23 protein-coding genes are annotated in these 23,711 nt (G+C 39.7%); all 23 read right to left on the minus strand.

From position 1 onward, the window contains the following. Positions 1-49: 49 nt before the first annotated feature. Positions 50-1,450 (minus strand): ATP-dependent protease ATPase subunit HslU, encoded by a 1,401-nt coding sequence (gene hslU / locus AB1H92_RS09915; protein WP_115360446.1) that lies wholly within the window; start codon positions 1,448-1,450, stop codon positions 50-52. Beyond that, positions 1,450-1,989: an ATP-dependent protease subunit HslV gene (hslV, locus tag AB1H92_RS09920; protein ID WP_115360445.1), complete on the minus strand. Its 540-nt coding sequence runs from the start codon at positions 1,987-1,989 to the stop codon at positions 1,450-1,452. Before hslV ends, hslU begins: the two co-directional genes overlap by 1 nt. A gap of 12 nt (positions 1,990-2,001) precedes the next feature. Further along, positions 2,002-2,865 carry a tyrosine recombinase XerC gene (xerC, locus tag AB1H92_RS09925; protein WP_115364050.1) on the minus strand — a complete coding sequence of 288 codons (864 nt, stop codon included), beginning with the start codon at positions 2,863-2,865 and terminating at the stop codon, positions 2,002-2,004. Between the two features lie 439 nt (positions 2,866-3,304). Beyond that, positions 3,305-5,377, minus strand: a complete 2,073-nt coding sequence (topA, locus tag AB1H92_RS09930; protein ID WP_115360444.1) for a type I DNA topoisomerase — start codon at positions 5,375-5,377, stop codon at positions 3,305-3,307. Between the two features lie 232 nt (positions 5,378-5,609). Beyond that, positions 5,610-6,488, minus strand: coding sequence for a DNA-processing protein DprA (dprA, locus tag AB1H92_RS09935; RefSeq protein WP_115360443.1), 879 nt, complete (start codon positions 6,486-6,488; stop codon positions 5,610-5,612). Positions 6,489-6,550: 62 nt separating this feature from the next. Then, on the minus strand, positions 6,551-7,453 hold the full coding sequence (gene sucD, locus AB1H92_RS09940) for a succinate--CoA ligase subunit alpha (protein ID WP_115360442.1): 903 nt from the start codon (positions 7,451-7,453) through the stop codon (positions 6,551-6,553). A 17-nt stretch (positions 7,454-7,470) separates the two neighbouring features. Next, the gene (gene sucC, locus AB1H92_RS09945; RefSeq protein WP_115360441.1) at positions 7,471-8,631 is read right to left on the minus strand and encodes an ADP-forming succinate--CoA ligase subunit beta; all 1,161 of its coding nucleotides are present in this window, start codon (positions 8,629-8,631) and stop codon (positions 7,471-7,473) included. A 104-nt stretch (positions 8,632-8,735) separates the two neighbouring features. Then, on the minus strand, positions 8,736-9,032 hold the full coding sequence (locus AB1H92_RS09950; protein ID WP_115360440.1) for an EscU/YscU/HrcU family type III secretion system export apparatus switch protein: 297 nt from the start codon (positions 9,030-9,032) through the stop codon (positions 8,736-8,738). Beyond that, a complete protein-coding gene (locus AB1H92_RS09955) occupies positions 9,029-10,864 on the minus strand; it encodes a hypothetical protein (RefSeq protein WP_115360439.1) in 1,836 nt (611 codons plus the stop codon). The genes AB1H92_RS09950 and AB1H92_RS09955 overlap by 4 nt, the downstream gene beginning before the upstream one ends. Positions 10,865-11,006: 142 nt before the next feature. Beyond that, positions 11,007-11,774, minus strand: a complete 768-nt coding sequence (locus AB1H92_RS09960; RefSeq protein WP_115360438.1) for a ribonuclease HII — start codon at positions 11,772-11,774, stop codon at positions 11,007-11,009. A 171-nt stretch (positions 11,775-11,945) separates the two neighbouring features. Continuing rightward, positions 11,946-12,809, minus strand: a complete 864-nt coding sequence (gene ylqF / locus AB1H92_RS09965; RefSeq protein ID WP_115360437.1) for a ribosome biogenesis GTPase YlqF — start codon at positions 12,807-12,809, stop codon at positions 11,946-11,948. Positions 12,810-12,823: 14 nt separating this feature from the next. Further along, positions 12,824-13,381, minus strand: coding sequence for a signal peptidase I (gene lepB, locus AB1H92_RS09970; protein WP_115360436.1), 558 nt, complete (start codon positions 13,379-13,381; stop codon positions 12,824-12,826). A 101-nt stretch (positions 13,382-13,482) separates the two neighbouring features. Continuing rightward, entirely contained in the window at positions 13,483-13,827 is a 345-nt protein-coding gene (rplS, locus tag AB1H92_RS09975) for a 50S ribosomal protein L19 (RefSeq protein ID WP_115360435.1), read from the minus strand. A gap of 183 nt (positions 13,828-14,010) precedes the next feature. After that, on the minus strand, positions 14,011-14,754 hold the full coding sequence (gene trmD, locus AB1H92_RS09980; protein WP_115364049.1) for a tRNA (guanosine(37)-N1)-methyltransferase TrmD: 744 nt from the start codon (positions 14,752-14,754) through the stop codon (positions 14,011-14,013). Then, positions 14,754-15,269 (minus strand): ribosome maturation factor RimM, encoded by a 516-nt coding sequence (gene rimM, locus AB1H92_RS09985; RefSeq protein ID WP_115364048.1) that lies wholly within the window; start codon positions 15,267-15,269, stop codon positions 14,754-14,756. The genes trmD and rimM overlap by 1 nt, the downstream gene beginning before the upstream one ends. Positions 15,270-15,532: 263 nt before the next feature. Then, on the minus strand, positions 15,533-15,766 hold the full coding sequence (locus AB1H92_RS09990) for a KH domain-containing protein (RefSeq protein WP_115360434.1): 234 nt from the start codon (positions 15,764-15,766) through the stop codon (positions 15,533-15,535). Positions 15,767-15,781: 15 nt separating this feature from the next. Beyond that, positions 15,782-16,054: a 30S ribosomal protein S16 gene (gene rpsP / locus AB1H92_RS09995; RefSeq protein WP_075528446.1), complete on the minus strand. Its 273-nt coding sequence runs from the start codon at positions 16,052-16,054 to the stop codon at positions 15,782-15,784. Between the two features lie 112 nt (positions 16,055-16,166). Further along, positions 16,167-17,522, minus strand: coding sequence for a signal recognition particle protein (gene ffh / locus AB1H92_RS10000; protein ID WP_115360433.1), 1,356 nt, complete (start codon positions 17,520-17,522; stop codon positions 16,167-16,169). 11 nt (positions 17,523-17,533) lie between these two features. Further along, positions 17,534-17,869, minus strand: coding sequence for a putative DNA-binding protein (locus AB1H92_RS10005; protein WP_115360432.1), 336 nt, complete (start codon positions 17,867-17,869; stop codon positions 17,534-17,536). A gap of 67 nt (positions 17,870-17,936) precedes the next feature. Then, complete coding sequence (gene ftsY, locus AB1H92_RS10010; RefSeq protein ID WP_115360431.1) at positions 17,937-18,938, minus strand: signal recognition particle-docking protein FtsY; 1,002 nt, start codon at positions 18,936-18,938, stop codon at positions 17,937-17,939. A gap of 21 nt (positions 18,939-18,959) precedes the next feature. Then, positions 18,960-22,514, minus strand: a complete 3,555-nt coding sequence (smc, locus tag AB1H92_RS10015) for a chromosome segregation protein SMC (RefSeq protein ID WP_134268502.1) — start codon at positions 22,512-22,514, stop codon at positions 18,960-18,962. Positions 22,515-22,535: 21 nt separating this feature from the next. Then, positions 22,536-23,276 (minus strand): ribonuclease III, encoded by a 741-nt coding sequence (gene rnc, locus AB1H92_RS10020; RefSeq protein ID WP_115364047.1) that lies wholly within the window; start codon positions 23,274-23,276, stop codon positions 22,536-22,538. A gap of 140 nt (positions 23,277-23,416) precedes the next feature. Then, complete coding sequence (locus tag AB1H92_RS10025) at positions 23,417-23,653, minus strand: acyl carrier protein (protein ID WP_115360430.1); 237 nt, start codon at positions 23,651-23,653, stop codon at positions 23,417-23,419. Positions 23,654-23,711 lie beyond the last annotated feature (58 nt).

The following is a 23,711-nucleotide window of genomic DNA, read 5'->3' on the forward strand; positions in this document are numbered from 1 at the left end:
TTGAATATTCTAAAGGTTTATAATCATTAAATAAACTAATAAGGTCGATTTACAGGATAAATTGTGACAGATCTTTGTTTTTTGCAATATCCTGTAGTTTTTCATCGACATATGCTGGGGTTATTTTGATTGTTGCAGGTCCTATATCCGCCGCTTCATAAGATAACTCTTCCAGCAATTTCTCCATAATCGTATGAAGTCGACGTGCACCAATGTTCTCAGTATTATCATTTACTTCAAAAGCAATCTCCGCTATTTTAGTTATTGCCTCTTCTGTAAAATCTAAAACAACATTTTCAGTTTTTAACATTTTTTCATATTGTCGAATTAGAGAGAAATCCGGTTCTTTCAAAATACGTTCAAAATCTCCCCTCGATAATTTGTCTAATTCAACTCGAATCGGAAATCGTCCTTGCAACTCAGGAATAATATCCGATGGTTTAGCAATATGAAATGCTCCCGCAGCAATAAAGAGAATAAAGTCCGTCTTCACAGCCCCATATTTCGTTGTGACTGTTGAACCCTCGACAATCGGTAATATATCCCTTTGTACACCTTCACGGGATACATCAGCCGAGGCGCCACTTCCTTCGCTTCGGGCAATTTTATCCATTTCATCGAGAAATATAATCCCAGATTGCTCAGTTAACTCAATTCCATGTCTGGCAATTTCATCATGGTCGATTAACTTATCTGCCTCTTCCGCTTCAAGTACGAGACGTGCATCCTTTACTTTCATTTTGCGCTTGGTTTTCCTTTTCGGCATTAGAGACGACAATGCATCCTGCATATTCGCCCCCATTTGTTCCATGCCAGAACCTTGGAAAGCATCATAAAGTGAAGGTTGTTGCTCCGTTAATTCAACTGTTACTTCGTGTTCTTCTAACTCTCCCGCCGCTAAACTTCTAGCAACGTCAGAACGCTTCCGTCTAATTTCTGCTTCTTTTACATGGTCAGTTTCATCAACTTCTTGCTTTTGACCAAAAAGCATTTCAAATGGATTTTGCCCACTACTTTGCTTTTTCATTTCAGGTACAAGCAGTTTGACTAATTTTTCATTCGCAAGTTTTGTTGCTTGCTCACGAACTTCTTCACGTTTTTCTGCCCGAACGATACGAACACCCGCTTCTGTTAAATCTCTTATCATGGATTCAACGTCACGGCCAACGTAACCGACTTCAGTAAACTTCGTCGCTTCTACTTTTAAAAAAGGTGCATTGACTAACTTGGCAATTCTTCTTGCAATTTCAGTCTTCCCCACACCAGTCGGACCAATCATCAGAATGTTTTTTGGAATAATTTCATTCTTTTCCTCGTCGGACAACAAACTTCTTCTATATCGATTACGAATTGCTACCGCAACAGCACGCTTTGCATTATTTTGCCCAATAATATAACGATCTAAATGTGCTGTAAGTTCCTTAGGAGTTAATTCCTTTCGATTTGCCATTAAAGTACCTCCACAATAATCTGATCATTTGTATAGACACATATTTCTGCAGCTGTTTCAAGGGCTGCTTTCGCGATTTGCTCAGCTGTTAATGAATGACCGCTATACTTCTTCAGCGCACGACCAGCAGCAAGCGCATAATGCCCGCCCGACCCAATTGCAAGGATTCCATCGTCAGGTTCAATGACTTCTCCTGTTCCGGATACTAACAGCAATTCTTTTTCGTCCATAACGAGTAACATCGCTTCAAGTTTACGAAGCATTCTGTCACCGCGCCATTGCTTCGCTAGTTCAACAGCTGCTCTTTGTAAGTTCCCATTATACTCCGTCAATTTACCTTCAAATAAATCAAATAAAGTAAATGCATCCGCAACAGAACCAGCAAAACCAGCCAGAACTTTTCCACCAAATATTTTGCGGACTTTCTTAGCGGTATGTTTCATCACGACCGCGTTGCCTACAGTTACTTGGCCATCGCCTGACATGGCACATTCACCGTTATGGCGTATTGCAAATATCGTAGTTGCATGGAATTCCATTTTATTAGCCTCCTATGCTCTCGGGTGAGTATTCATATATGTTTTTCTTAAATGTTCTTTCGTTATATGTGTATATACTTGCGTCGAAGAAAGATGGGAATGCCCTAAAAGTTCTTGCACCGACCTCATGTCAGCACCATTCGCAAGAAGGTGGGTTGCGAATGTATGACGTAACATATGTGGATAGATTTTCGAATGCAGTGACGCACGTTCCATTATTGAAGTTAGGATATGCCGAACACCTCGATCAGTTAAAGGGTTCCCACGTAAATTCACAAATAACCTATCATGTTCTTGCCGCTTCATAAGCTGGGAACGACTCTGTTCTTGATAAATGAAAAGGGCCTCTTTAGCAAAGCTACCGAATGGGATATAACGTTCTTTTCTTCCTTTTCCCATTACCTTTACAATTCCTAACTCGTTATCAACATCGCCAATTTTAAGCGATGTAAGTTCACTCACACGCATGCCAGTCGCATAAAGCAGCTCTAAAATCGCATAATCACGTAATGATTTTGCATCAGTACCTTCACACGCCGCAAATAACATTTCCATTTCCCGCTCATAAAAAAACGCAGGTAATTTTTCTTGCTTTTTAGGGTGATGAAGTGATGAAAACGCGTGATCATTTACACCATAACGGGCGTTAGCAAATTTAAAAAATGAACGAACCGAGGAAATCTTTCTCGAGATAGATGTTCTAGCTAAACCATTGTTATATAAGGTCGTTGCATAAAGTCGTGCTTCTGTATACGTAACTTCGTTTAAATCACGAATCCCTTCTACCGTTAGAAAAGTAAGGAATTCATCGATATCAGTCGCATATTCAGTAGCAGTGTTAGATGAATAATTACGTTCAAGCTGTATGTACATCATATATTCTTCACGAACTACTGAGGGTTTGACTCCCACGTCATTCACTCCTTGTGAAAACCTTAATAATTATAACAAAATAGTATTACATTTGCATAGTTCAAAGCTTTAAAAAACTTATTCATAACATTACATCATGTATGATACTAGAAACCTCTTCCGAGAAGATGCAGATTAGTTTTTATATTCGGAAGTCGCCACAGTTCACTATACAATAAATGTTCAATAAACATCAACTATAAACAATTTGAGTTTAGCTATTTTTTACTTTGTATACATACTTCTTATAAATTAGGGAATCATTGATAACTACTATCATCAATTTCAATTACGCTTTACTTGTGACACGTCAATGCCTGTCGAGGCTAAACGGCGCCCAACGCTTTTGCTTATTTCCCGCACAAAAAAGAGGAGCCATAGCCCCTCGTCTTGATAGCCAAATTTACTGTATATCTTCTTTATATTCACATTCTGTACATTGAATTCGAACGCCTTTTTTGGATTTCTTTTCCACAAGTGTACTGTCACATTTTGGACAAGGTCTTGCAACCGGCTTATCCCAGGAGACGTATTCACACTCTGGATATTGGTCACAACCGAAAAAGACACGTCTTGTTTTACTTTTACGTTCAACAACTTGTCCTTCTTTACATGTCGGACAAGTGACACCAATCGGCTTCATAATTGCTTTCGTGTTACGACAGTCCGGGAAGCCTGAACATGCCATAAACTTTCCATAACGGCCAAGTTTATAAACCATTGGTTCGCCGCACTTCTCACAATCTTCTCCAGCTGGTTCGTCTTTTATTTCGATTTTCTCCATTTCAGCATCTGCAAACTCAACATGCTTTTCAAAATCTTTATAAAAATTATCGAGAACCTTAATCCATTTTTTCTTACCTTCTTCAATATCATCAAGTTCTTTTTCCATTTGAGCGGTAAACTCTACGTCGATAATATCCGGGAAGAATTCATTGACTGCATTGTGCACAATCGTTCCTAATTCTGTTGGGATGAATCTTCTTGCATCAAGTGTAACATACCCTCTACGTTGAATTGTGTCAAGCGTAGGCGCAAAAGTGGAAGGACGACCTATCCCTAACTCTTCAAGCGTACGTACCAGTCTTGCTTCAGTATATCTCGGTGGCGGCTGCGTAAAGTGTTGTTTCGGATCTATCTCTTCAAACTTTAAATGTTGCCCCTTTTCAAGAGGAGGTAAAATGCGATCTTTTTCTTCTTTATTATCATCATCGCCTTCTACATACACTTTCATAAATCCATCAAACTTCACTTGTGACCCTGTTGCTCTGAATTTCACATCGCCATTCACCAGGTCAACTCTCACAGTGTCTAAGACTGCTGGCGCCATCTGACTTGCGACTAATCGCTCCCATATCAATTTATACAATCGATACTGATCACGCGATAGAAACGCCTTCATTGCCGCAGGAGGACGCATTACAGACGTCGGACGGATTGCTTCGTGTGCATCCTGTGCACTCGTATTCTTTTTCGCCGTTTTATTTGGATTCGCTGATAAATATTCCTTGCCGTACGTCTTTTCGATGAAAGCAATCGACTCTTCTTTTGCACTATCTGCAATTCTAGTTGAATCGGTCCTCATATACGTAATGAGTCCGACAGTTTCTTTGTCAATCGTTATTCCTTCGTATAACTGCTGGGCAATCATCATTGTTTTACGAGCTCGGAAGTTTAATTTACGTGCAGCTTCTTGTTGAAGTGATGACGTCGTAAATGGCAATGCGGGATTTCTTTTTCTTTCCCTCTTAACTACATCGTGAACTTCAAAGCTCTCTCCTTGTAGTTGGCCAAGTACAGCGTCTACTTCTTCTTTATTCGCTAAGCCTAACTTCTTTTTCATATTGCCATGATAGGCTGCCTCAAATTTGGACCGCCCTTTTTTAAACTGCGCACTTATACTCCAGTATTCTTCGGGTTCAAAAGCGTTTATCTCATTTTCACGATCAATAATGAGTCGCAATGCTACAGATTGAACACGTCCAGCCGATAGACCTTTCTTTACTTTCTTCCATAATATCGGGCTAATATTATACCCAACTAAACGGTCAAGAATTCTACGTGCTTGCTGTGAGTCAACAAGATCCATATCAATCGGTCGCGGATTTTTAAATGATTCTTTAATTGCATCTTTTGTAATTTCATTAAAAACAACACGGCAATTTGATTCAATATCAACGCCTAGTTGAAATGCTAAATGCCAAGCAATTGCTTCCCCTTCTCTGTCGGGGTCAGCTGCAAGATAAATTTTCTTAACTTTTTTTGCATCTTTCTTTAATTCTTGAAGTATCGGGCCTTTTCCTCGGATCGTTATATATTTCGGTTCATAATCATTTTCAGTGTCGACCCCCATTTGACTTTTAGGAAGGTCTCTTAAATGTCCTAATGATGCCCTAACTATATACTTCTTCCCTAAATAGCGTTCAATTGTTTTCGCTTTTGCAGGGGACTCTACTATTACTAAATAATCTGCCATAAATTTTGCCTCCTTCAATAGAGGTTTCATTGTTCTTGCTAAAAACAATACCTGTTGCAAAATGTATAACAGATTTTCATAAAAAGCAAATTTTCTAGTTAAATTAATTGAAAATAGTTAGTCTGAACAGATATATGCTAGAAAAGCTGTGTGTGTTTCCGAGCGATAAATTTAGGAAAGTCACTACTCAAGACGTTCACCTTCCCTTAAATTATGCATGAAGAAAATGATTCTACCTTAAGGCTTCAATCACTTGATAACCATTAGATAATGGTTCAGCGCCCTCACTAATCATATTATTTGGCCCTTCCGATAATCGAGAAGTAATTGGGCCAGGAACGGCATATACATCTTTACCGTGCTCCAAAGCATGTTCAACCGTACTCATCGTTCCACTTTTCTTTGCTGCTTCTGTGACGATAATCGCATTTGCTAATCCGCTAATAATTCGATTTCTCATTGGAAAAGTCCATCTTTCTGGCCTGACATAAGGTGGATATTCTGTAACTAATAAATGATTTTTCCCTATTTCATCTTTTAAAGCACTATTTTCTTTTGGATATATATGAAATAGTCCATGACCAAGCACAGCAATTGTCTTGCCACCATATTTTATAGCAGACTGGTGTGCAAATGTGTCTGCCCCACTAGCCAATCCAGAAACGATGATCACATTATTTTTTACTAAAGGAGGGACAATAAAAGTTAAAGATTTTTCCGAATAAAACGTCGCTTTTCTTGAACCTATAATCGAAACCTTCATTTTTTCAGCCAATAACTGGGCGTCACCTTGTACGTATAACACGGCCGGCGGATCAAACATTGTTAATAAACTTTTAGGATATAAGGGATTTGTGAAAGGGATGGGGATAATGCCATAAGAATCATATAACTCTTCAAAAGGGAGTGCGGAGTTTACAACTACACTCGCATTTATTTTACTAGCTTTCTTCGGTGTTACATTGAGAATAAACGCTAGTTTTTCAGTTGGAAATGTTAAATACTGCATAAGCTCTGGGTCTACTTCATATAACCTCGTAAACCGATTGGCAGGGACAGGGAAAACGTAATGAAGTGCCAATAATCTTTTTTCAACTTCCGATAAATTCATTGACATTCCTCCTTACGAGAAAAAAGCACAGCGTATTATCAGAATACGCTGTACTATTTATTTTAATGGGTTTTACACTTTTCGTAAAGACCTTTTTCTTTAATAACTTTAATGAGTGTTTCTCCGATAACAGAAGGTGTATCTGCAGTTTCAACGCCTGCAGCATTAAGTGCTTTAATTTTATCTGCAGCAGTTCCTTTACCGCCAGAAATAATTGCACCTGCATGCCCCATACGTTTTCCTTCTGGAGCTGTTTGTCCACCGATAAAGCCAACAACTGGCTTCGTCATATTCTCTTTGATCCACGCTGCCGCTTCTTCTTCAGCTGTTCCACCGATTTCACCAATCATAACAACTGCGTATGTTTCTGGATCTTCGTTGAATTCTTTTAGAACATCGATAAAGTTTGTCCCATTAACTGGGTCTCCACCGATTCCAACAGCTGTCGTTTGACCAATACCTGCTTGTGAAAGCTGGTGAACTGCTTCATATGTGAGCGTTCCAGAACGAGATACAACACCTATGTGACCTTTTGTATGAATATATCCTGGCATAATACCAATTTTACACTCATCCGCTGTAATCACACCTGGACAGTTCGGTCCAACAAGACGTGTTTTCTTACCCTCCATATAACGCTTCACTTTAACCATATCTAAGATTGGGATGTGCTCTGTAATACAAATCGCCATGTCTAATTCAGCATCTACCGCTTCCATGATTGCATCTGCTGCAAACGGAGCAGGAACGTAGATAACTGAGACGTTTGCGCCTGTTTCTTTTACTGCTTCTTCAACTGTATTAAAAACAGGTACACCTTCTGCAGTTTCCCCACCACGACCTGGTGTCACACCCGCTACGATTTTCGTACCGTAGTCAAGCATTTCTTTGGTATGGAAAAGTGCTGTAGAACCTGTAATTCCTTGTACGAGAACTTTTGTATCTTTATTAATATAAATACTCATGTTTGTCCCTGCCTTTCTTAGCCTACGAGTTCAACAATCTTTTGTGCACCGTCTGCCATTGAACCAGCAGCGATGATGTTAAGTCCTGATTCGTTCAGTAATTCTTTTCCTTTGTCAACATTCGTACCTTCTAGACGTACGACTAATGGGACTTGAAGACCAACTTCTTTCGCAGCTGTAATAACACCTTCTGCGATAACGTCACACTTCATAATTCCACCGAAAATATTGACGAAAATGCCTTTTACCGCTTCATCTGAAAGGATGATTTTGAACGCCTCTGTAACCTTTTCAGCTGTTGCACCACCACCAACGTCTAGGAAGTTAGCTGGTGACCCGCCGTAATAATTGATTGTATCCATCGTTGCCATCGCAAGGCCGGCGCCATTTACCATACACCCGATATTTCCGTCAAGTGCAATATAGCTGAGGTCATATTTCGATGCTTCGATTTCTTTTGGATCTTCTTCGTCAAAGTCACGAAGTTCTACGATATCTTTATGACGATATAATGCACTTTCATCAAAGTTAAACTTTGCATCAAGTGCTAAAATGTCGTCTTCTGCCGTAACAACTAGAGGATTAATTTCCACTGTTGATGCGTCTTTATCGATGAAAACGTTGTATAGACCTGACATAAATTTCACTGCTTTGTTAACAAGATGTTTAGGAATGTTCATGTTGAATGCCATACGACGTGCTTGGAATCCAGTTAATCCAACGACTGGATCGATGATTTCTTTGAAGATCTTTTCAGGCGTTTCTTCTGCAACCGCTTCAATATCAACGCCACCTTCTTCAGATCCCATTAGTACGACACGATCAGTTGCACTATCCAATACAAGGCCTATGTAATATTCTTTTTCAATGTTTGAGCCTTCTTCGATTAGTAAGCGCTTTACTTCCTTACCTTCAGGACCCGTCTGTTCAGTTACGAGAATTTTACCAAGTAATTCTTTTGCATATGCACGTACTTCGTCAAGATTTTTTGCTATCTTAACCCCACCGGCTTTGCCTCGGCCACCCGCGTGGATTTGTGCTTTTACAACGAATACGTCAGTCGCTAGTTGTTTCGCTGCTTTAACTGCTTCTTCAGGTGAAAACGCGACAATTCCGTTTGAAACAGCTACACCATAATTACGTAAAAGCTGTTTACCTTGATATTCATGGATATTCATCTTACATCCTCCAATCAAACTTGTAACTCTTAATCTACTACCATATCTATTGTAGTAAACATGTCATATAATGTCTACATATGACTACCGAATGTCAAAAGTCGTCATAATCTTTTAGCGTTTTCCAACTCATGCTCTCTCTCAATTTGATAGACATAAGCAAACACTTCAGATACCGCTTGATAAAGTTCTTCAGGTATAGATTCCTCGATATTTAATTGCCCAAGTAACTCAACTAAACTTGCATCTTCTTGTATCGGAACATCGTGTTCTAACGCTTTAGCTAATATGTTTTCCGCGATTTTCCCTTTACCCTTTGCGACAACCTTTGGAGCATCTGATTCACTCGAATCATATGACAGTGCAATGGCTTCTTTTCGCTCAAACCTATTATTTGTCATACTCGAAAATCAACCCCTCCCTCATCGTATGCGGTGACGTTTTTCAATGGCTGACTACTTTTTTTATCGACTATAAAACTTTTAAAGAAGACGCCAGAAAGTTGGTAACCAACTGACTCTAAACCATCCCTTAACCTTTCTTGCAAAGGTTGTCCAATCTCTGGTAATGTCGAGTCTTCATTATATACTGTAACCGTAACAATTCGATTTTGAACCTGCATATCCACTACAGTTTTTTGTAATGAATGAAGGTTTAAATAGAATAATATCCTTGCAAAGTCTGCGTCAATTTTTTCATTGTCTCTCATCCTCCCATTCCACTGCAGCGTTGCATCAATTTTTTTGCCAAAAAATACGAGCGGAAGTTGCATAATCAGTTGGTGATTAACGCCTTGCTCAACAGATGCTAATGCCGGCCCATTCATTCTAAAAACTAGCTGTTCTGCAAATTTACGGACTGTATTTGTTACATTAGGATCGTTGATGATGGTAAGCAGCTGAGGTTTTAATGACTGTAGGAGTCGGTCAAATTGCACCTCATTTCCAAGTAATAACGCCTCATAATTAAACCCTAATGAGCGAAATATGGTTTGAATTGTTTCTTTCATCACTTTCCCATCTATCGCATTTGAGACTGATGTTTCGGCTAACTGGACTAGCTTTTGAATCCCAACATTGTTAGATCGTTCTGCATTTTGTAACAACGAGGCCACCTTTCCAGTATCGACCGCTCGTTCATCATCGCCAAAAAGGGCCATAAGATCTCGACTCTTCTGGTTCGCGAATTGAATAGGGTTCGTTGATAAATTTTCACCAATCATTTGTAGTAAAGCATTGGCAAATCTCTGCATGACCTTAGGACTCCATTCATTCGAATCATAGGCTTGGTGGATTACTGAGATTAGCTTCCCTTTCTGTTCAATTGAAAGTAATGGCTGTTCTGAAATAAACTTCACTAAGTTTTCCACCCTCGCTGACAAAGAACCCGCATGGTTTATTGATTGCCTATCAGAACTTTTCGTGAATAGCGAAGCGAGTGTGCTTGACAAATTGGGCAGTGACGTTTGACTAGGAAGAACGGTAGATTCCTTTAATAGCTGGAGAACTGAAAAACGTAGCGCCGCATCTTGCTCATTATCTACTAAAACTTGTAATAATTGACCGAGTAATGCGTGACTCGTTGCAAGTGCAAAAGGCTTTTCTATTTGATTAAGCACTTGAATGACCGATGCCCTAGTTTGTGATCCGACAGAAGAGTCCTTTAACAGCGCCGCCTTAAAAGCGTTTACCACTGAGTGTAATCCTTCTTTAGTCGCTACACCTAATAGGGATCGGAATAGTGACTCAGTAAGCGGTAATTTTATTTCAATCATTTGTCGAATGGATAACAATGCCTCATGTTGATTTGTTGAAGGTGTCATTTGCAATAAGTGAACTGCTTGCAATAAATTTTCTCGTGTCATCGGTATATTATTTTTCAAAACAAATGTCAGGAGAGTTGTCATCTCAGGAGATTTAGGTAAATGCATTGCCTGCATTAAGCTCTGTAGTTGCCGTCCAGGATTAGCCTGAGAATCTGTTGGACCTGAAATGATTTTTAATTGCACTTCGGGATTAATTGACGTCACTTGAAAATAATAAGAATCTCCGGCCCGCATCGGCACTTCTAGCTTCGCAACCATTTTCTGCTCACTTATTTGAACTTCAGCTAGTTGGCCTGGAAATAACTGCCTGATTCGTCCATGAATCATTTGCCCTTCATTTAAGACAAGCGGTTTATTGACATTATTTTGCGTAGCAACTTGTGTGCCAATTGAATTCATAAATGGCATGGACAACCCCCTCTCCCTTTCTACCCGCAATTTTGTTTACAAATGCAAGCGCCAGCCCCTCGGGTCACAAGACATCTCGCTGGGGTGGCTGGAGTTCCCCTCCTCGCAAGCCGGCTTGTGCCTGTCGGGGCTAGACGGCGCTTTACACTTTTGATAATGACTTTACTGGTTCGAAGCTTTTTCGGTGGTGAATACATGGACCGTGTTTTTTTAATGCCTCGACATGTTCCGCAGTACCATACCCTGCATTTTTTGCAAATTGATACATGGGAAATTCAGTATGTATGTCGTCCATATAAGTATCTCTCGTCGTTTTCGCTAGGATAGACGCTGCTGCAACAGCTAGACTTTGAGCATCTGCCTTGATGACGGATTCAGTCCGGTAATGACCCGTTAACTGCATGGCATCTACGATAACAAAGTCCGGTGAAACAGATAATGTTTCAACAGCTTTTTCCATTGATAATTTAGTCGCTGAGTATATATTCAATTCGTCAATCACAGTAGCAGGTTGAATATGAATTGAATAGGCGATGGCGATTTCTTTAATCGTTTCAGCAAGCTGTTCTCGCTTTGCTTTTGAAATTGCTTTTGAGTCATCAAGACCTATTAAAGCTTCGCTATCTTCCGGCAATATTACCGCTGCTGTGACGACAGGACCCGCTAAAGGGCCTCTCCCGGCTTCATCAACCCCTGCGACATACGCTTGTTTAAACGGCTTATACGACGCATCAAAGGCTTTTTTTTGCTCATACGACGCTAAGACTTTTAGTCGTTTTTGATAATTCACATACCAACGGTTCAAGGCTTTCTTCACACCGACTCTTTCGTCATTTTCAAGTTCCTTCAACCATGCTGTCGGTTCCTCTATTTCTTTTAATAACGCTTCTATATCCTTCACTGTTTGCATGTAATCACCTTTACTATCTTTTCTTATATTTACTATCGAACATTCGACTCTTTTATTAAGAAAGAGTCAACATGAATAAATTATTGAAACAGAAAAAAGAGTAGCATGTTGCCACTCTTTTATGTATTTCGGGAAACACTTAAAGTTAAAACCGATAAGCCAACCCGATTTTTAATGCAATTCTTCCGTGAGATCGAATGTTAATTTCCCTAGTTGTTCATTGCGAACATCTTGGACAATTAGTTCAGATACTTTATCATAATCGATTTCTCCACCAGTCGTTATGACATTCCGCAGCTGGCCAATATGATCGAACACAGCTATAATTTCATCAGGACTTTCCCCAATTTCCGTGAGTCCGTATTTTTCCTTGAGTCGTTCAGGATAATGTCCTTCTAAAAAGCGAAGCGCAAATAATGCTAAGTCATCCATATTTAACAAGGTATCTTTGATTGCACCTGTTAATGCAAGTTTATAGCCCGCAACTGGATCTTCAAATTTTGGCCATAGAATACCAGGCGTATCTAGTAACTCTAATTCTTTGCCATACTTTATCCATTGTTGCGCTCGTGTTACCCCAGGGGTATTCCCTGTTTTAGCGATATTTCTTTTTGCTAACCTATTAATTAATGTTGACTTTCCAACGTTAGGAATTCCAACAATCATTGCACGAATTGCACCCGGTCGAATGCCTCTGCTTTGCATGCGTTCGATTTTAGGTGCAAGGATTTCTTTGGCAGTTTTCGTAACCTTTTGCAAGCCTTGCCCTTGGAATGAATTGATGGCTACTGCATCCATTCCTTGTTCTTTAAAATACTGAATCCATTTAGTTGTTTCCGCGTTATCTGCTAGGTCTGCTTTATTTAAAATAAGCAGCCTAGGCTTTTGATGAATCACTTCATCAATCATTGGATTTCTCGAAGATAAAGGTAATCTTGCGTCGATTAACTCAAATACAATATCGACAAGTTTCAATTTTTCAGTTACTTCTCTACGTGCTTTTGCCATATGGCCTGGAAACCACTGTATTGTCATGTTTTTCTCTCCTCTCAATCAACGAATCCAAAGTCTTTCATTGGCCAAAAGACAAATTTTGTCTTTCCAATAATTTCATCGATTGGGACCACTCCAATATGACGCGAATCCTTACTTTTTCTTCGGTTGTCGCCTAATACAAATACATGTCCTTCTGGGACAACTTTTGATGAAATTTTATCTTCAAGCATAAAATCTTCTGTAAGCGGTAGCTCCTCCGATTCTGCTTTGTATTTATCTAGATAAGGTTCTTCCATCGCTTGCCCGTTAACATATAGCACATCGTCGCGATATTCAATTTCATCACCCGGAAGGCCAATAATCCGCTTAATATAATCTTTTTGTTCAGGTGCATGAAACACGATAATATCGAATCGATCAGGCTTCCCGATTGTATAACCAATTTTATTAACAATCATTTTATCTCCATCCGCTAAAGTCGGCATCATGGATACGCCATCTACTACGATTGGCGTAAATAAAAATACTCGAATAATTGCCGCTAAACCGAATGCAATTAAAAGTGCTTTTATCCATTCCCAAGTTTCATTTTTCTTCTTTTTATCGTTCATATCAAAGCCTCCCGTGTCTACAATTTATACTATACATTTTATTCTTACTAGAGGCAAAAAGAAAGGAGGCCAAATACTGGGCCTCCTGAGTCTGTTTGTTATTAGCGAATCTCTTTGATACGTGCAGCTCTTCCACGTAGACTGCGTAGGTAGTACAGTTTTGCACGGCGTACTTTACCGCGACGAACAACGTCAATTTTTTCGATTTTTGGCGTATGTACAGGGAATGTACGCTCAACGCCTACTCCGTTAGAAATTTTACGAACTGTGAAAGTTTCACTAATTCCTCCACCACGGCGTTTAATAACAACACCTTCGTAAATTTGGATACGCTCACGCGTTCCTTCTACGATTCTTACGTGCAAACGAACTGTGTCTCCCGCACGGAATTTCGGTAAATCTGTACGAAGCTGATCTTTTGTAACTTCTGCAATAATGTTTTGCATTTTATTCTCTCCTTCTCCACAGATGCTCTTGCACCCTTACATCGCAGCGGAACATCAGTAAAATATGTACTTCACATAGAAGCACATAGTAGATATTAACATGAATCGCTGCCTTGTGCAATAGAATCTAATTATTTTTTCAATATCTGAGTCAATTAAAAACTTAAGGGTACTCCACTTAAATTAGAGTTCGGTATCTTTACTTTCTAATTCAGCTAAAAGTTTTTTTTGATGCTCGGTTAATGGGGCTTCTTTCAACAAGTCTTTTCGTCTTTTATAGGTACGAATTAAAGCTTGTTCTTCTCGCCATTGTTCAATTTTTGCATGGTTTCCAGAAAGCAAAACTTCCGGAACTTCTAGACCTTTAAAATTCGCGGGGCGAGTATATTGAGGATGTTCTAATAAACCAGTTGAAAAAGAATCTAGTACAGAGGACTCTGTATTGCCGAGTACATTCGGTAAAAGCCTGACAACACTATCAACAATGGCCATCGCTGCAATTTCTCCACCTGTTAAAACGAAGTCTCCAAGGGAGATTTCATCCGTCACAAGCTCTTCCCGAATTCGCTCGTCATACCCCTCGTAATGTCCACAAACAAATATTAAATGCTCTTCTTTTGCCAATTCCTCCGCTTTTCTTTGAGAAAAACGTTCTCCTTGCGGACATAATAAAATAACGCGTGGTTTGGCTGTTACTTCCTCCGTAACAGCTTCTACCGCTGCAAATAACGGTTCAGGTTTCAATACCATTCCTGCCCCGCCGCCGTACGGATAATCATCCACTTTACGATGTTTATTCTCTGAGTAGTCCCTGAAATCTGTAACACCAAACTCGACCGCTTCTTTTTCTTGCGCTTTTTTCATGATCGAGGAATGTAAAACTCCTTCAAACATTTCCGGAAACAAACTAAGAATATCTATTTTCATCATGATAACAATCCTTCAAGGGGATCAATCACAATTTTTTTATTGTCGATATCGACCTCTTTGACAACGTCCTCAATGTATGGAATATAATGTGTCTTTCCAGTTTCAGGCTTCACACTCCAAACATCATTAGCCCCCGTAGAAATGATCTCGGTAACTTTTCCAATTTCTCTACCTTCAAGATCAACTACATTGCAACCGATGATTTCATGATAATAAAATTCATGCTCATCTAACTCCCCAAGATGCTCTTCTGACACTTTTAAGATACCATCGCGGTACTTTTCTACATCGTTGATATTTGAATGGTTTTCAAACGTTAGTAAATCGAAATTTTTATGTTTTCGATGTGTTGCTACAGTTAAGTGGATAGGTTGTTTACTTTTAGGTAAGAAAAGCCCTAATTTACTTCCAATTGCATATCGCTCTTCAGGAAAATCTGTACGGGACATTACACGGACCTCTCCGCGAACACCATGCGTGTTGACAATCTTTCCTACGTTATACCAGTTCATCATTTACACCTTCCTTATATCAATTACGCCTCGGCGTAATTGCGTCGGGATTTTGAATTGAGGCCAACACGATGTTGGTCATGCAACCGTTGCCGCAGGACGCGGCGCTCTTAGGTTGCCTTCCTTAACTCCTTTCAAAATCCCTGACATCCGCCGGAGGCTTAACTTGAATCAGCAGGGAGTTCAAACTCCCTGCTGATTCAAGTTAAACTGTTAAATAAATTTTAAAAAGGAAGGAACCTTAAGCTCCTTCCTTTTCAATATCAATCTATAATATCGACAAAAACTCTTTTTCCGTGGTGACTGCCTGCTGCTGAATAAACAATCGTGCGGATTGCTTTCGCAACGCGTCCTTGCTTTCCGATTACTTTACCCATATCTTCGGCATTAACGGAAAGTTTATACGTAACTCTGCTTTCCCGTTCATCCATCGTTATCTGAACGTCGTCAGGATAATCGACTAATGGTTTAACAATCGTTTCAATCAGCTGCTTCATGTCTACCCCTCCTGATTATTTACCATGTTTAGCATTATGGAATTTTTCCATGATGCCTTGGTCAGAAAACAGGTTGCGCACTGTGTCAGATGGTTGTGCACCGTTCTGTAGCCACTTTAGCGCTAGCTCTTCATCGATTTTTAACTCTACCGGGCTTGTAAGTGGATTGTACGTTCCAACTGTCTCGATTTGACGACCGTCACGTGGTGAACGTGAATCTGCTACTACAATACGATAGAAAGGAGTTTTCTTAGCTCCCATACGTTTTAAACGAATTTTAACTGCCATTTTTTATTGCACCTCCGAATAGTTTCACACAAGAACTTATATTAACAAGCTTTTTTGTGTTTGTAAAGTGTTTTCTCTTAACACCTTAAAATTATTTTCAAATCATCGTTTCTCACCTAAAAAAAGAGTCGAGACCAGGCATTTTCATACGTTTATTTCCTTTTTGTTGCATATTTGTCATCTGTTTAACCATTTTCTTCATATCGTTAAACTGTTTTAACAAACGGTTTACTTCTTGAATAGATGTACCCGATCCTTTTGCAATACGTCTACGTCTGTTTGCATTAATAATTTCGGGTGTAGTACGTTCCGCAGGCGTCATCGATTGGATAACTGCCTCAACGCGTCCCATCTGCTTCTCATCTACTTGAGCATTTTCCAAGCCTTTGATTTTATTGGCACCTGGCATCATTTTCAATAACTCATCAAGCGGACCCATTTTTTTCACTTGTTGTAATTGGTCTAAGAAATCATCAAGCGTAAAGGTCTGGGTACGGAATTTCTCTTCCATTTCCTTCGCTTTTTCTTCATCCACATTTGCTTGGGCTTTTTCAATAAGTGACATAACATCACCCATCCCAAGGATTCTCGAAGCCATTCTTTCTGGGTGGAATGGTTCAAGGGCATCCATGTGTTCACCAACCCCGACAAATTTAATCGGTTTCTCTGTTACAGAACGGATTGAAAGCGCAGCTCCACCTCTTGTATCACCATCAAGTTTCGTTAACACAACACCAGAAATTCCAACTGTCTCATTGAAGTTTTGCGCTACGTTGACAGCATCTTGCCCCGTCATTGCATCGACAACAAGAAAGACTTCATCAGGAGTGGCCAGTTCTTGGATATCTTTAAGTTCTTGCATTAATGTTTCGTCAACATGCAATCTACCTGCTGTATCGACAATGACAACATCATGATGTTCTTTTTCTGCCTGTTCCAACGCTTGCCTTACAATGTCCACAGGCGAAATATCCGTTCCCAGCGAGAACACTGGTATCGTTAATTGTTTGCCAAGTGTTTCTAATTGCTGAATTGCGGCCGGTCGATAAACGTCTGCTGCAACAAGGAGCGGCTTTTTATTATGACGTTTACGTAATAATGCAGCAAGCTTTCCGGTAGTTGTCGTCTTACCGGCACCTTGTAAACCGACCATCATAATAACGGTTGGTGCTTTTCTAGCGAATTGGATTGGCTCTTGTTCGCCACCCATTAAATTCGTTAATTCATCTTGAACAATTTTTACAACTTGCTGTCCAGGCGTTAAGCTTTTTAACACATCTTGCCCAACAGCCTTTTCACTTACTTTTTTTACGAATTCACGAACGACCTTTAAGTTAACGTCCGCTTCAATAAGTGCAAAACGAACTTCACGCATCATCTCTTTAACGTCTGCTTCGTTGACTTTCCCTTTGCCCCTAATTTTTTGGAGCGTTCCTTGTAGCCTCTCAGCTAATCCTTCAAATGCCATGGCGACGCCTCCTACTCATGATCTTTTAATGCGTCCAATAAACGCTTTATCTCTTCTGATTGAGCTGATTCATCTACTAACATTTTCTCCATCTTTTCAATGATTTCTAATCGCCTTTGAAATTTGGAAAACAAATTTAATTTTTGTTCATAGTCTTCTAACATTGCTTCCGTCCGTCGAACATTATCATACACCGCTTGTCTAGATACATTGTGCTCATCAGCTATTTCCCCTAGTGACAAGTCTTCCAGATAATATAATTTCATATATGTTCTCTGCTTATCTGTCAAAAGTGATTGATAAAAATCAAAAAGGAAGTTAACACGTGTCGTTTTTACGAGCGACATTTTTGCCACCTCAACTTTTTATTCCAACGTAAAGCATAGTATGAACTCTTCATGCTGTCAAGCTATTTTACTTGTCTTCTTCCTCAACCTCTTGTTCGAGCCCTTCAGCAAATAATCCATAGACATACTTCTCTGGATCAAACGGTTGTAAGTCATCGACACCTTCGCCAAGGCCGACAAACTTCACTGGAATATTTAACTTATTTTTGATTGCTAAGACAATTCCACCTTTTGCTGTACCGTCAAGTTTCGTTAACACAATCCCTGATACATTAGTTGCCTCTTGGAATGTTTGTGCTTGAACAAGTGCATTTTGGCCTGTCGTTGCATCTAGCGCAAGCAATACTTCATGGGGAGCCCCAGGAACTTCACGATCGATGACACGATGCACTTTTTCCAACTCATTCATCAAGTTCACCTTATTTTGAAGTCGGCCTGCCGTATCACAAATTAAAATATCAACGTTTCGATTTTTGGCTGCACGAATTGCATCGTACATAACTGCCGCCGGGTCTGAGCCTTCAGATTGGCGAATGACTTCTACCCCTGTTCGCTCACCCCATACGACTAATTGATCGATTGCCCCCGCACGGAACGTATCTCCAGCTGCTAACATGACAGATTTACCTTCTGCTTTAAAACGAGAAGCTAGCTTTCCAATCGTCGTAGTTTTCCCAACACCATTTACACCGACCATTAAGATGACGGATAATCCTTCCTCTTGTAAATTGAGCTCTCCATTGCTCTCCTCACCCGCTTTATAAATCTCTACAAGTTTTTGAGAAATAACAGATTGGATGCCCTCCGTATTTTTGATGTTTTTCCTTTGCACTTCAAGTTTTAATTCATCAATAAGTTCCATAACTGTTTCAAATCCAACGTCTGCTTGTAAAAGTAGATCCTCGAGTTCTTCAAAAAACTCTTCATCCACTTCCCTAAACCGAGCGACAAGATCATTAACTTTAGATGTAAACTGGTCGCGTGTTTTCGTCAGTCCTTCTTTAAACTTTTCAGTAACTGCTTCGTTCGTTCCAGTAATCTTTTCTTTTAACCTTCTAAAAAATGACATTTTCTAACCCCTCTCTTCTGATTACATCATCACTTCTTCGGGTACTTCCGATAATTTAACGGAAATTAGTTTGGAAACGCCTGATTCTTGCATTGTAATTCCATATAAAACATCTGCGCCTTCCATTGTACCTTTCCTATGCGTGATGACAATAAACTGCGTCTTATCTGAGAACTTTTTTAAATAGTTGCTATATCTAATGACATTCGCTTCATCAAGTGCGGCTTCAACCTCATCTAATATACAAAACGGCACAGGACGCACTTCTATGATGGAAAATAGTAGCGAAATCGCTGTAAGCGCCCTTTCTCCGCCAGATAAAAGACTTAAGTTTTGCATCTTTTTGCCTGGCGGTCTAGCAACGATATCAATACCCGTATGCAGTAAATCAGTCGGATCTGTAAGAATCAGGTCAGCATTTCCGCCTCCGAACATTTCTTTAAACACATGTCTAAATTGATTTTGCACGGCATCGAATGTTGCTGAAAAACGGATACTCATCTCATGATCCATTTCCGACATCGCTTCTTGCAAAGTCTCTTTCGCCTCTAATAAATCATTACGCTGTGCAGTTAAAAACTGATGACGTTCAGACACTTCTTCATACTCTTGCACTGCGCTTGGATTAATGGGGCCTATACTTTTAACTTCTTGCTTTAATCTAGCCAATTGATTGCGTTTCTCTTGTTCATCAAAGTCTAAACTTAATTCATCGTCTGGTCGTAACCCGTATTCATGAAGCAATTTTTGAGTAATCGTTTCATAAGTCACTTCAAGTCGGGATAACTCAATGGTTTGTTCATGAAGTGTCGCATTTAGTTTCTCTGCATGATCGCGCAGTTGGCGTAAATGTGTTTCTTGATGATTTTTTTGAACGACAATTTCTGAACGACTTTTTCTCACTTCAGCAATCGATTTTTCAATTTGTTGTTTATCTTTTGCTGAACGCTCAATTTGTGCGGCTATCTCTTCAGCTGTTACATGTTCTCGCTCTTCATCTGTTAAGTATTCTAACTCTTGTTGTAACAAGTTCATTTTATCAATCGAAGCCTGATTGGACGCTTCCATATCTGTTATCGCTCTGTTTTGGTAGGAAAGTTGTTCACGTAAAATTGCCGCTCGCTCCCGGAGTTCTGTTAACTGGGCCGTAAGTGCGGCTTCTTCATTTCGCCAATCTCTAGCAAGACGTTCTAGCTTTGTAATTTCTGCTTGTAACGATTCAAGCGTCTTTTTTAACGTTGCATGAGCTGTTTCCAGTTCATTTTTCTTGTCCATTAATTCCGAACCAGCTGTTTCAGCTCCAATTCGACCAATCTCAACTGCTTCTAATTCGCTTTTAACAGTATGTATGGCCATATCGCATTCACGGACATCTGCTTCGGCAGTGGCCATTTCTAGTTGTAAAGCTTCAGATTGTTTGCGGAAATGCTCTACGTTCTGCATATACTCAGCGACTTTCAATTTCGTGTCACTAATCGATTTGTTCCCTCTTTCAATAGAGGCAGACATTTGCTCAACTTGTTTTGTTAACGTTTCAAGTTCAGCCCTTCTAGAAAATACTGAGGAACGACCTTGAGCGCCACCACCCGTGAGCGATCCACCCGCATTCACAATATCGCCATCTAAAGTTACAACACGGTAACGATAATTTAAAGCCTTAGCAATCGCGGAAGCTCCGGCGAGGGATGAAGCAACAAGAACATTTCCTAGTAAATTTTCAGCAATGATTTTATAAGTCGGTTCGACGCGAATGAGTCCATCAGCAATCCCGACAAATTCTGGATGTTGGGCTATCGTTTGGATAGTAGATTGTTGGATTTTTCGAGAACGCATCACATCTAACGGAAGAAATGTCGCTCTTCCTTTGTTTTGTGTTTTTAAATAACCAATTGCTTTTCTAGCATTCACTTCGGAAGAGGTTACGATATGCTGCATAGCTCCACCGAGTGCTGTTTCAACCGCTTTAACATAATCATTTTCAACAGTGATTAGTTCGGCTACAGCACCTTCTATACCGACTAATTTTCCAGCTTCACGTGCGACAAGTACTTCTTTTACACCTGAATAAAACCCTGAGAAATCCGCCTCTAAGCTTTGCAACGCACGTAAACGGCCTTGCATTTCATGTTGTTTATTATGAGCTTTTTGAAGTAGCTCTTGTTTACTTCTTAAATCATCTTCATGCTTTTTTAATTCAATTGCATCGTTTGTATAGTTTTTTGATGCTTCTTTTGCTGATTTCTTTATACGGTCTAATGCTTGTACTTTAAGTTTCTTATCCGCATTTAACGCTTCTAATCTATTTCTTAAGGATACCGTCTGCTCATTAATTTTCTGAGAAGATGTTTTTTCCCCCAATAGACGTTCCTCGATATGCTTTAGTTCATTTCGAATGGTCGCTTCTTCATTAAGTCCGTCAATATAAGATGACTTTAACTCTTCAATCTCATGCTCAGTTTCTTTAACAGAGCGAGTCAACATTTGAGATGTGTCTTTTATCTCCGCTTTTACTTCTTCATATTCTTTATTTAGGACAGTTACATTATTATAGGATTCTTTTATTTTTTCTTCTAAATCCGCCTGTTCAGCTTTTGCGCTCGTAAATTCAGTCTGCACCCGTTCGATTTGTAAACTAGCATTTCGTTCCTTCTCGACGGATAAGAGACGCCTACCTTCCCACTTTTCAGTTTCTGCGCTTACTTGGACAAGTTTTTGTTGCAATGATTCAAATTTTTCCTCTTGCTGATCCAGTAGCTTTTTTATCGCGGAAGATTCAACTTCATTTTTTTCTATCGCCTCAGCTAATACTTCTTTTTCCGCACGTTGTTTTTCTACGGCTATCAACTTTTCTCGCAATTTTTCATGTAACTTTCTGGCATCGTAATTGAGTAGTAATATATCCGCTTCTCGAACATCTCCAGAGATTTCCGCGTGCTTTTTAGCCGCTTCAGCCTGTTCTTTAAGCGGCTCTATTCTAATATCAAGTTCTTTTAATATATCAAGCACGCGGTCGAGATTATCTGATGTCTCAAACAGTTTATGTTCTGCTTTACGTTTCCTTGTTCTATATTTTAATACGCCTGCAGCTTCATCAAAAATATTTCTGCGATCTTCCGGACGGCTATTTAAGATTTCATCGACGCGTCCTTGAGAAATAATCGAAAATGCTTCTTTCCCAAGTCCAGAATCCATAAATACATCCGTAATGTCTTTTAATCTGCATTGCTGCCTATTTAATAAATAAATACTTTCACCAGAGCGAAAGACACGTCGCGTAACGCTAATTTCAGTGTAATCTAGGGGAAACAAACCTTTACTATTATCAAGAATTAACGTGACTTCTGCAAAGTTAAGTGGCTTTCTAGAATCACTCCCCGCAAAAATCACATCTTCCATCTTGGCACCACGTAAAGATTTCGCCGATTGTTCGCCTAATACCCAACGGATCGCATCGGTAATATTACTTTTTCCACTACCATTGGGTCCGACGACAGCTGTAACGCCTGGCACGAAATCTACACCTATACGTTCTGCAAATGATTTGAACCCTATTATTTCAAGCCTTTTTAAAAACATCTAAATCTTCTCCTCAACCTGCTAGCTCTTAAGTTCTGCAATTGCATGTCGGGCCGCTTCCTGCTCTGCTTCTTTCTTCGACCTACCTTTTCCGGTACCGAGTGTTTCTTCATCTAACTGTACAACAGTGATAAATACTTTTGCATGGGCAGGGCCCTTTTCCTCTACTACTTCATAATGAAGCTGTCCATTATTCGTTTGTTGGACAATTTCCTGTAACCGACTTTTATAATCCATCACATGCGAAAAAGCACCGACACTTACTTTTGGAAATACTACTTTTTCAAGAAATGCGGTTACTGCTTCCATGCCTTGATCAGTGTATAGCGCACCGATGAAAGCTTCAAAAACATCTGCTAAGAGAGCCGGACGTGTTCTTCCACCTGTCTGTTCTTCCCCTTTACCTAAAAGAACATAACGACCAAATTCAAGTTCATTCGCAAAGGAAACAAGTGCTGGTTCACAAACAATTGCAGCCCTTAACTTTGTCAATTCACCTTCACTCATCGTAGGTTCAGTCGTATAAAGAAACTGGGAAACACCTAACTCTAACACTGCATCCCCTAAAAATTCAAGTCGCTCATTATCCGTATATTTTTTTCTTCGATGCTCATTCACATATGATGAATGCGTAAATGCATTGTATAAAAGTGACACTTCCTCAAATTGAATCGCAAGTTTTCGTTGCAATTCCTCAAAGTCTTTTCGAACTGTTTGTGGAAGGATCATTTTAGGATTCGTTGTTGTACGTTTACTTGTCATAAGAACGATTCTGCCTTTCCTACGTAATGTATATAATTTTACCTTTTTCAACGACCAGTTGCAAAGTAAAAAAGAGACGCTTCCATCCATTTCAAAGGAAAAGGATAAAAGCGCCTCAGCTAAATTGCATTAGCTTCTAATTAGTTCACTTTTGTTTCGATATATGAAACTGCATCGCCGACAGTTGCAATTTTCTCTGCATCATCATCAGAAATCTCCATATCGAACTCATCTTCTAATTCCATTACAAGCTCAACTACGTCTAGTGAATCTGCACCGAGATCATCACGGAAAGATGCTTCTGCTTTAACTTCGCTTTCATCGACACCTAGACGGTCTACGATTACTTTAGTTACTCGTTCAGTTACTGTTGCCAAATTTGTCACCTCCCCTCAATGATTAAGTAAAAGCGTAAGCGCCTGGTCAGAGACGACA

Source organism: Sporosarcina pasteurii, from assembly GCF_041295575.1.
GTDB lineage: Bacteria > Bacillota > Bacilli > Bacillales_A > Planococcaceae > Sporosarcina > Sporosarcina pasteurii.

Bases quoted from the DNA above. Each gene is read 5' to 3' on its own strand.
- AB1H92_RS09960 (WP_115360438.1), bottom strand. From the start codon at position 11,774: ATGCAAACAGTGAAGGATATAGAAGCGTTATTAAAAGAAATAGAGGAA.
- dprA (WP_115360443.1), bottom strand. From the start codon at position 6,488: ATGAATTTATCGGAAGTTGAAAAAAGATTATTGGCACTTCATTACGTT.
- AB1H92_RS10005 (WP_115360432.1), bottom strand. From the start codon at position 17,869: ATGTCGCTCGTAAAAACGACACGTGTTAACTTCCTTTTTGATTTTTAT.
- rimM (WP_115364048.1), bottom strand. From the start codon at position 15,269: ATGAACTGGTATAACGTAGGAAAGATTGTCAACACGCATGGTGTTCGC.
- ffh (WP_115360433.1), bottom strand. From the start codon at position 17,522: ATGGCATTTGAAGGATTAGCTGAGAGGCTACAAGGAACGCTCCAAAAA.
- lepB (WP_115360436.1), bottom strand. From the start codon at position 13,381: ATGAACGATAAAAAGAAGAAAAATGAAACTTGGGAATGGATAAAAGCA.
- ylqF (WP_115360437.1), bottom strand. From the start codon at position 12,809: ATGACAATACAGTGGTTTCCAGGCCATATGGCAAAAGCACGTAGAGAA.
- rplS (WP_115360435.1), bottom strand. From the start codon at position 13,827: ATGCAAAACATTATTGCAGAAGTTACAAAAGATCAGCTTCGTACAGAT.
- hslU (WP_115360446.1), bottom strand. From the start codon at position 1,450: ATGGCAAATCGAAAGGAATTAACTCCTAAGGAACTTACAGCACATTTA.
- smc (WP_134268502.1), bottom strand. From the start codon at position 22,514: ATGTTTTTAAAAAGGCTTGAAATAATAGGGTTCAAATCATTTGCAGAA.
- AB1H92_RS09955 (WP_115360439.1), bottom strand. From the start codon at position 10,864: ATGCCATTTATGAATTCAATTGGCACACAAGTTGCTACGCAAAATAAT.
- AB1H92_RS09990 (WP_115360434.1), bottom strand. From the start codon at position 15,766: ATGAAGCAGCTGATTGAAACGATTGTTAAACCATTAGTCGATTATCCT.
- hslV (WP_115360445.1), bottom strand. From the start codon at position 1,989: ATGGAATTCCATGCAACTACGATATTTGCAATACGCCATAACGGTGAA.
- ftsY (WP_115360431.1), bottom strand. From the start codon at position 18,938: ATGTCATTTTTTAGAAGGTTAAAAGAAAAGATTACTGGAACGAACGAA.
- sucC (WP_115360441.1), bottom strand. From the start codon at position 8,631: ATGAATATCCATGAATATCAAGGTAAACAGCTTTTACGTAATTATGGT.
- sucD (WP_115360442.1), bottom strand. From the start codon at position 7,453: ATGAGTATTTATATTAATAAAGATACAAAAGTTCTCGTACAAGGAATT.
- topA (WP_115360444.1), bottom strand. From the start codon at position 5,377: ATGGCAGATTATTTAGTAATAGTAGAGTCCCCTGCAAAAGCGAAAACA.
- trmD (WP_115364049.1), bottom strand. From the start codon at position 14,754: ATGAAAATAGATATTCTTAGTTTGTTTCCGGAAATGTTTGAAGGAGTT.
- rnc (WP_115364047.1), bottom strand. From the start codon at position 23,276: ATGACAAGTAAACGTACAACAACGAATCCTAAAATGATCCTTCCACAA.
- AB1H92_RS09950 (WP_115360440.1), bottom strand. From the start codon at position 9,032: ATGACAAATAATAGGTTTGAGCGAAAAGAAGCCATTGCACTGTCATAT.
- xerC (WP_115364050.1), bottom strand. From the start codon at position 2,865: ATGATGTACATACAGCTTGAACGTAATTATTCATCTAACACTGCTACT.
- rpsP (WP_075528446.1), bottom strand. From the start codon at position 16,054: ATGGCAGTTAAAATTCGTTTAAAACGTATGGGAGCTAAGAAAACTCCT.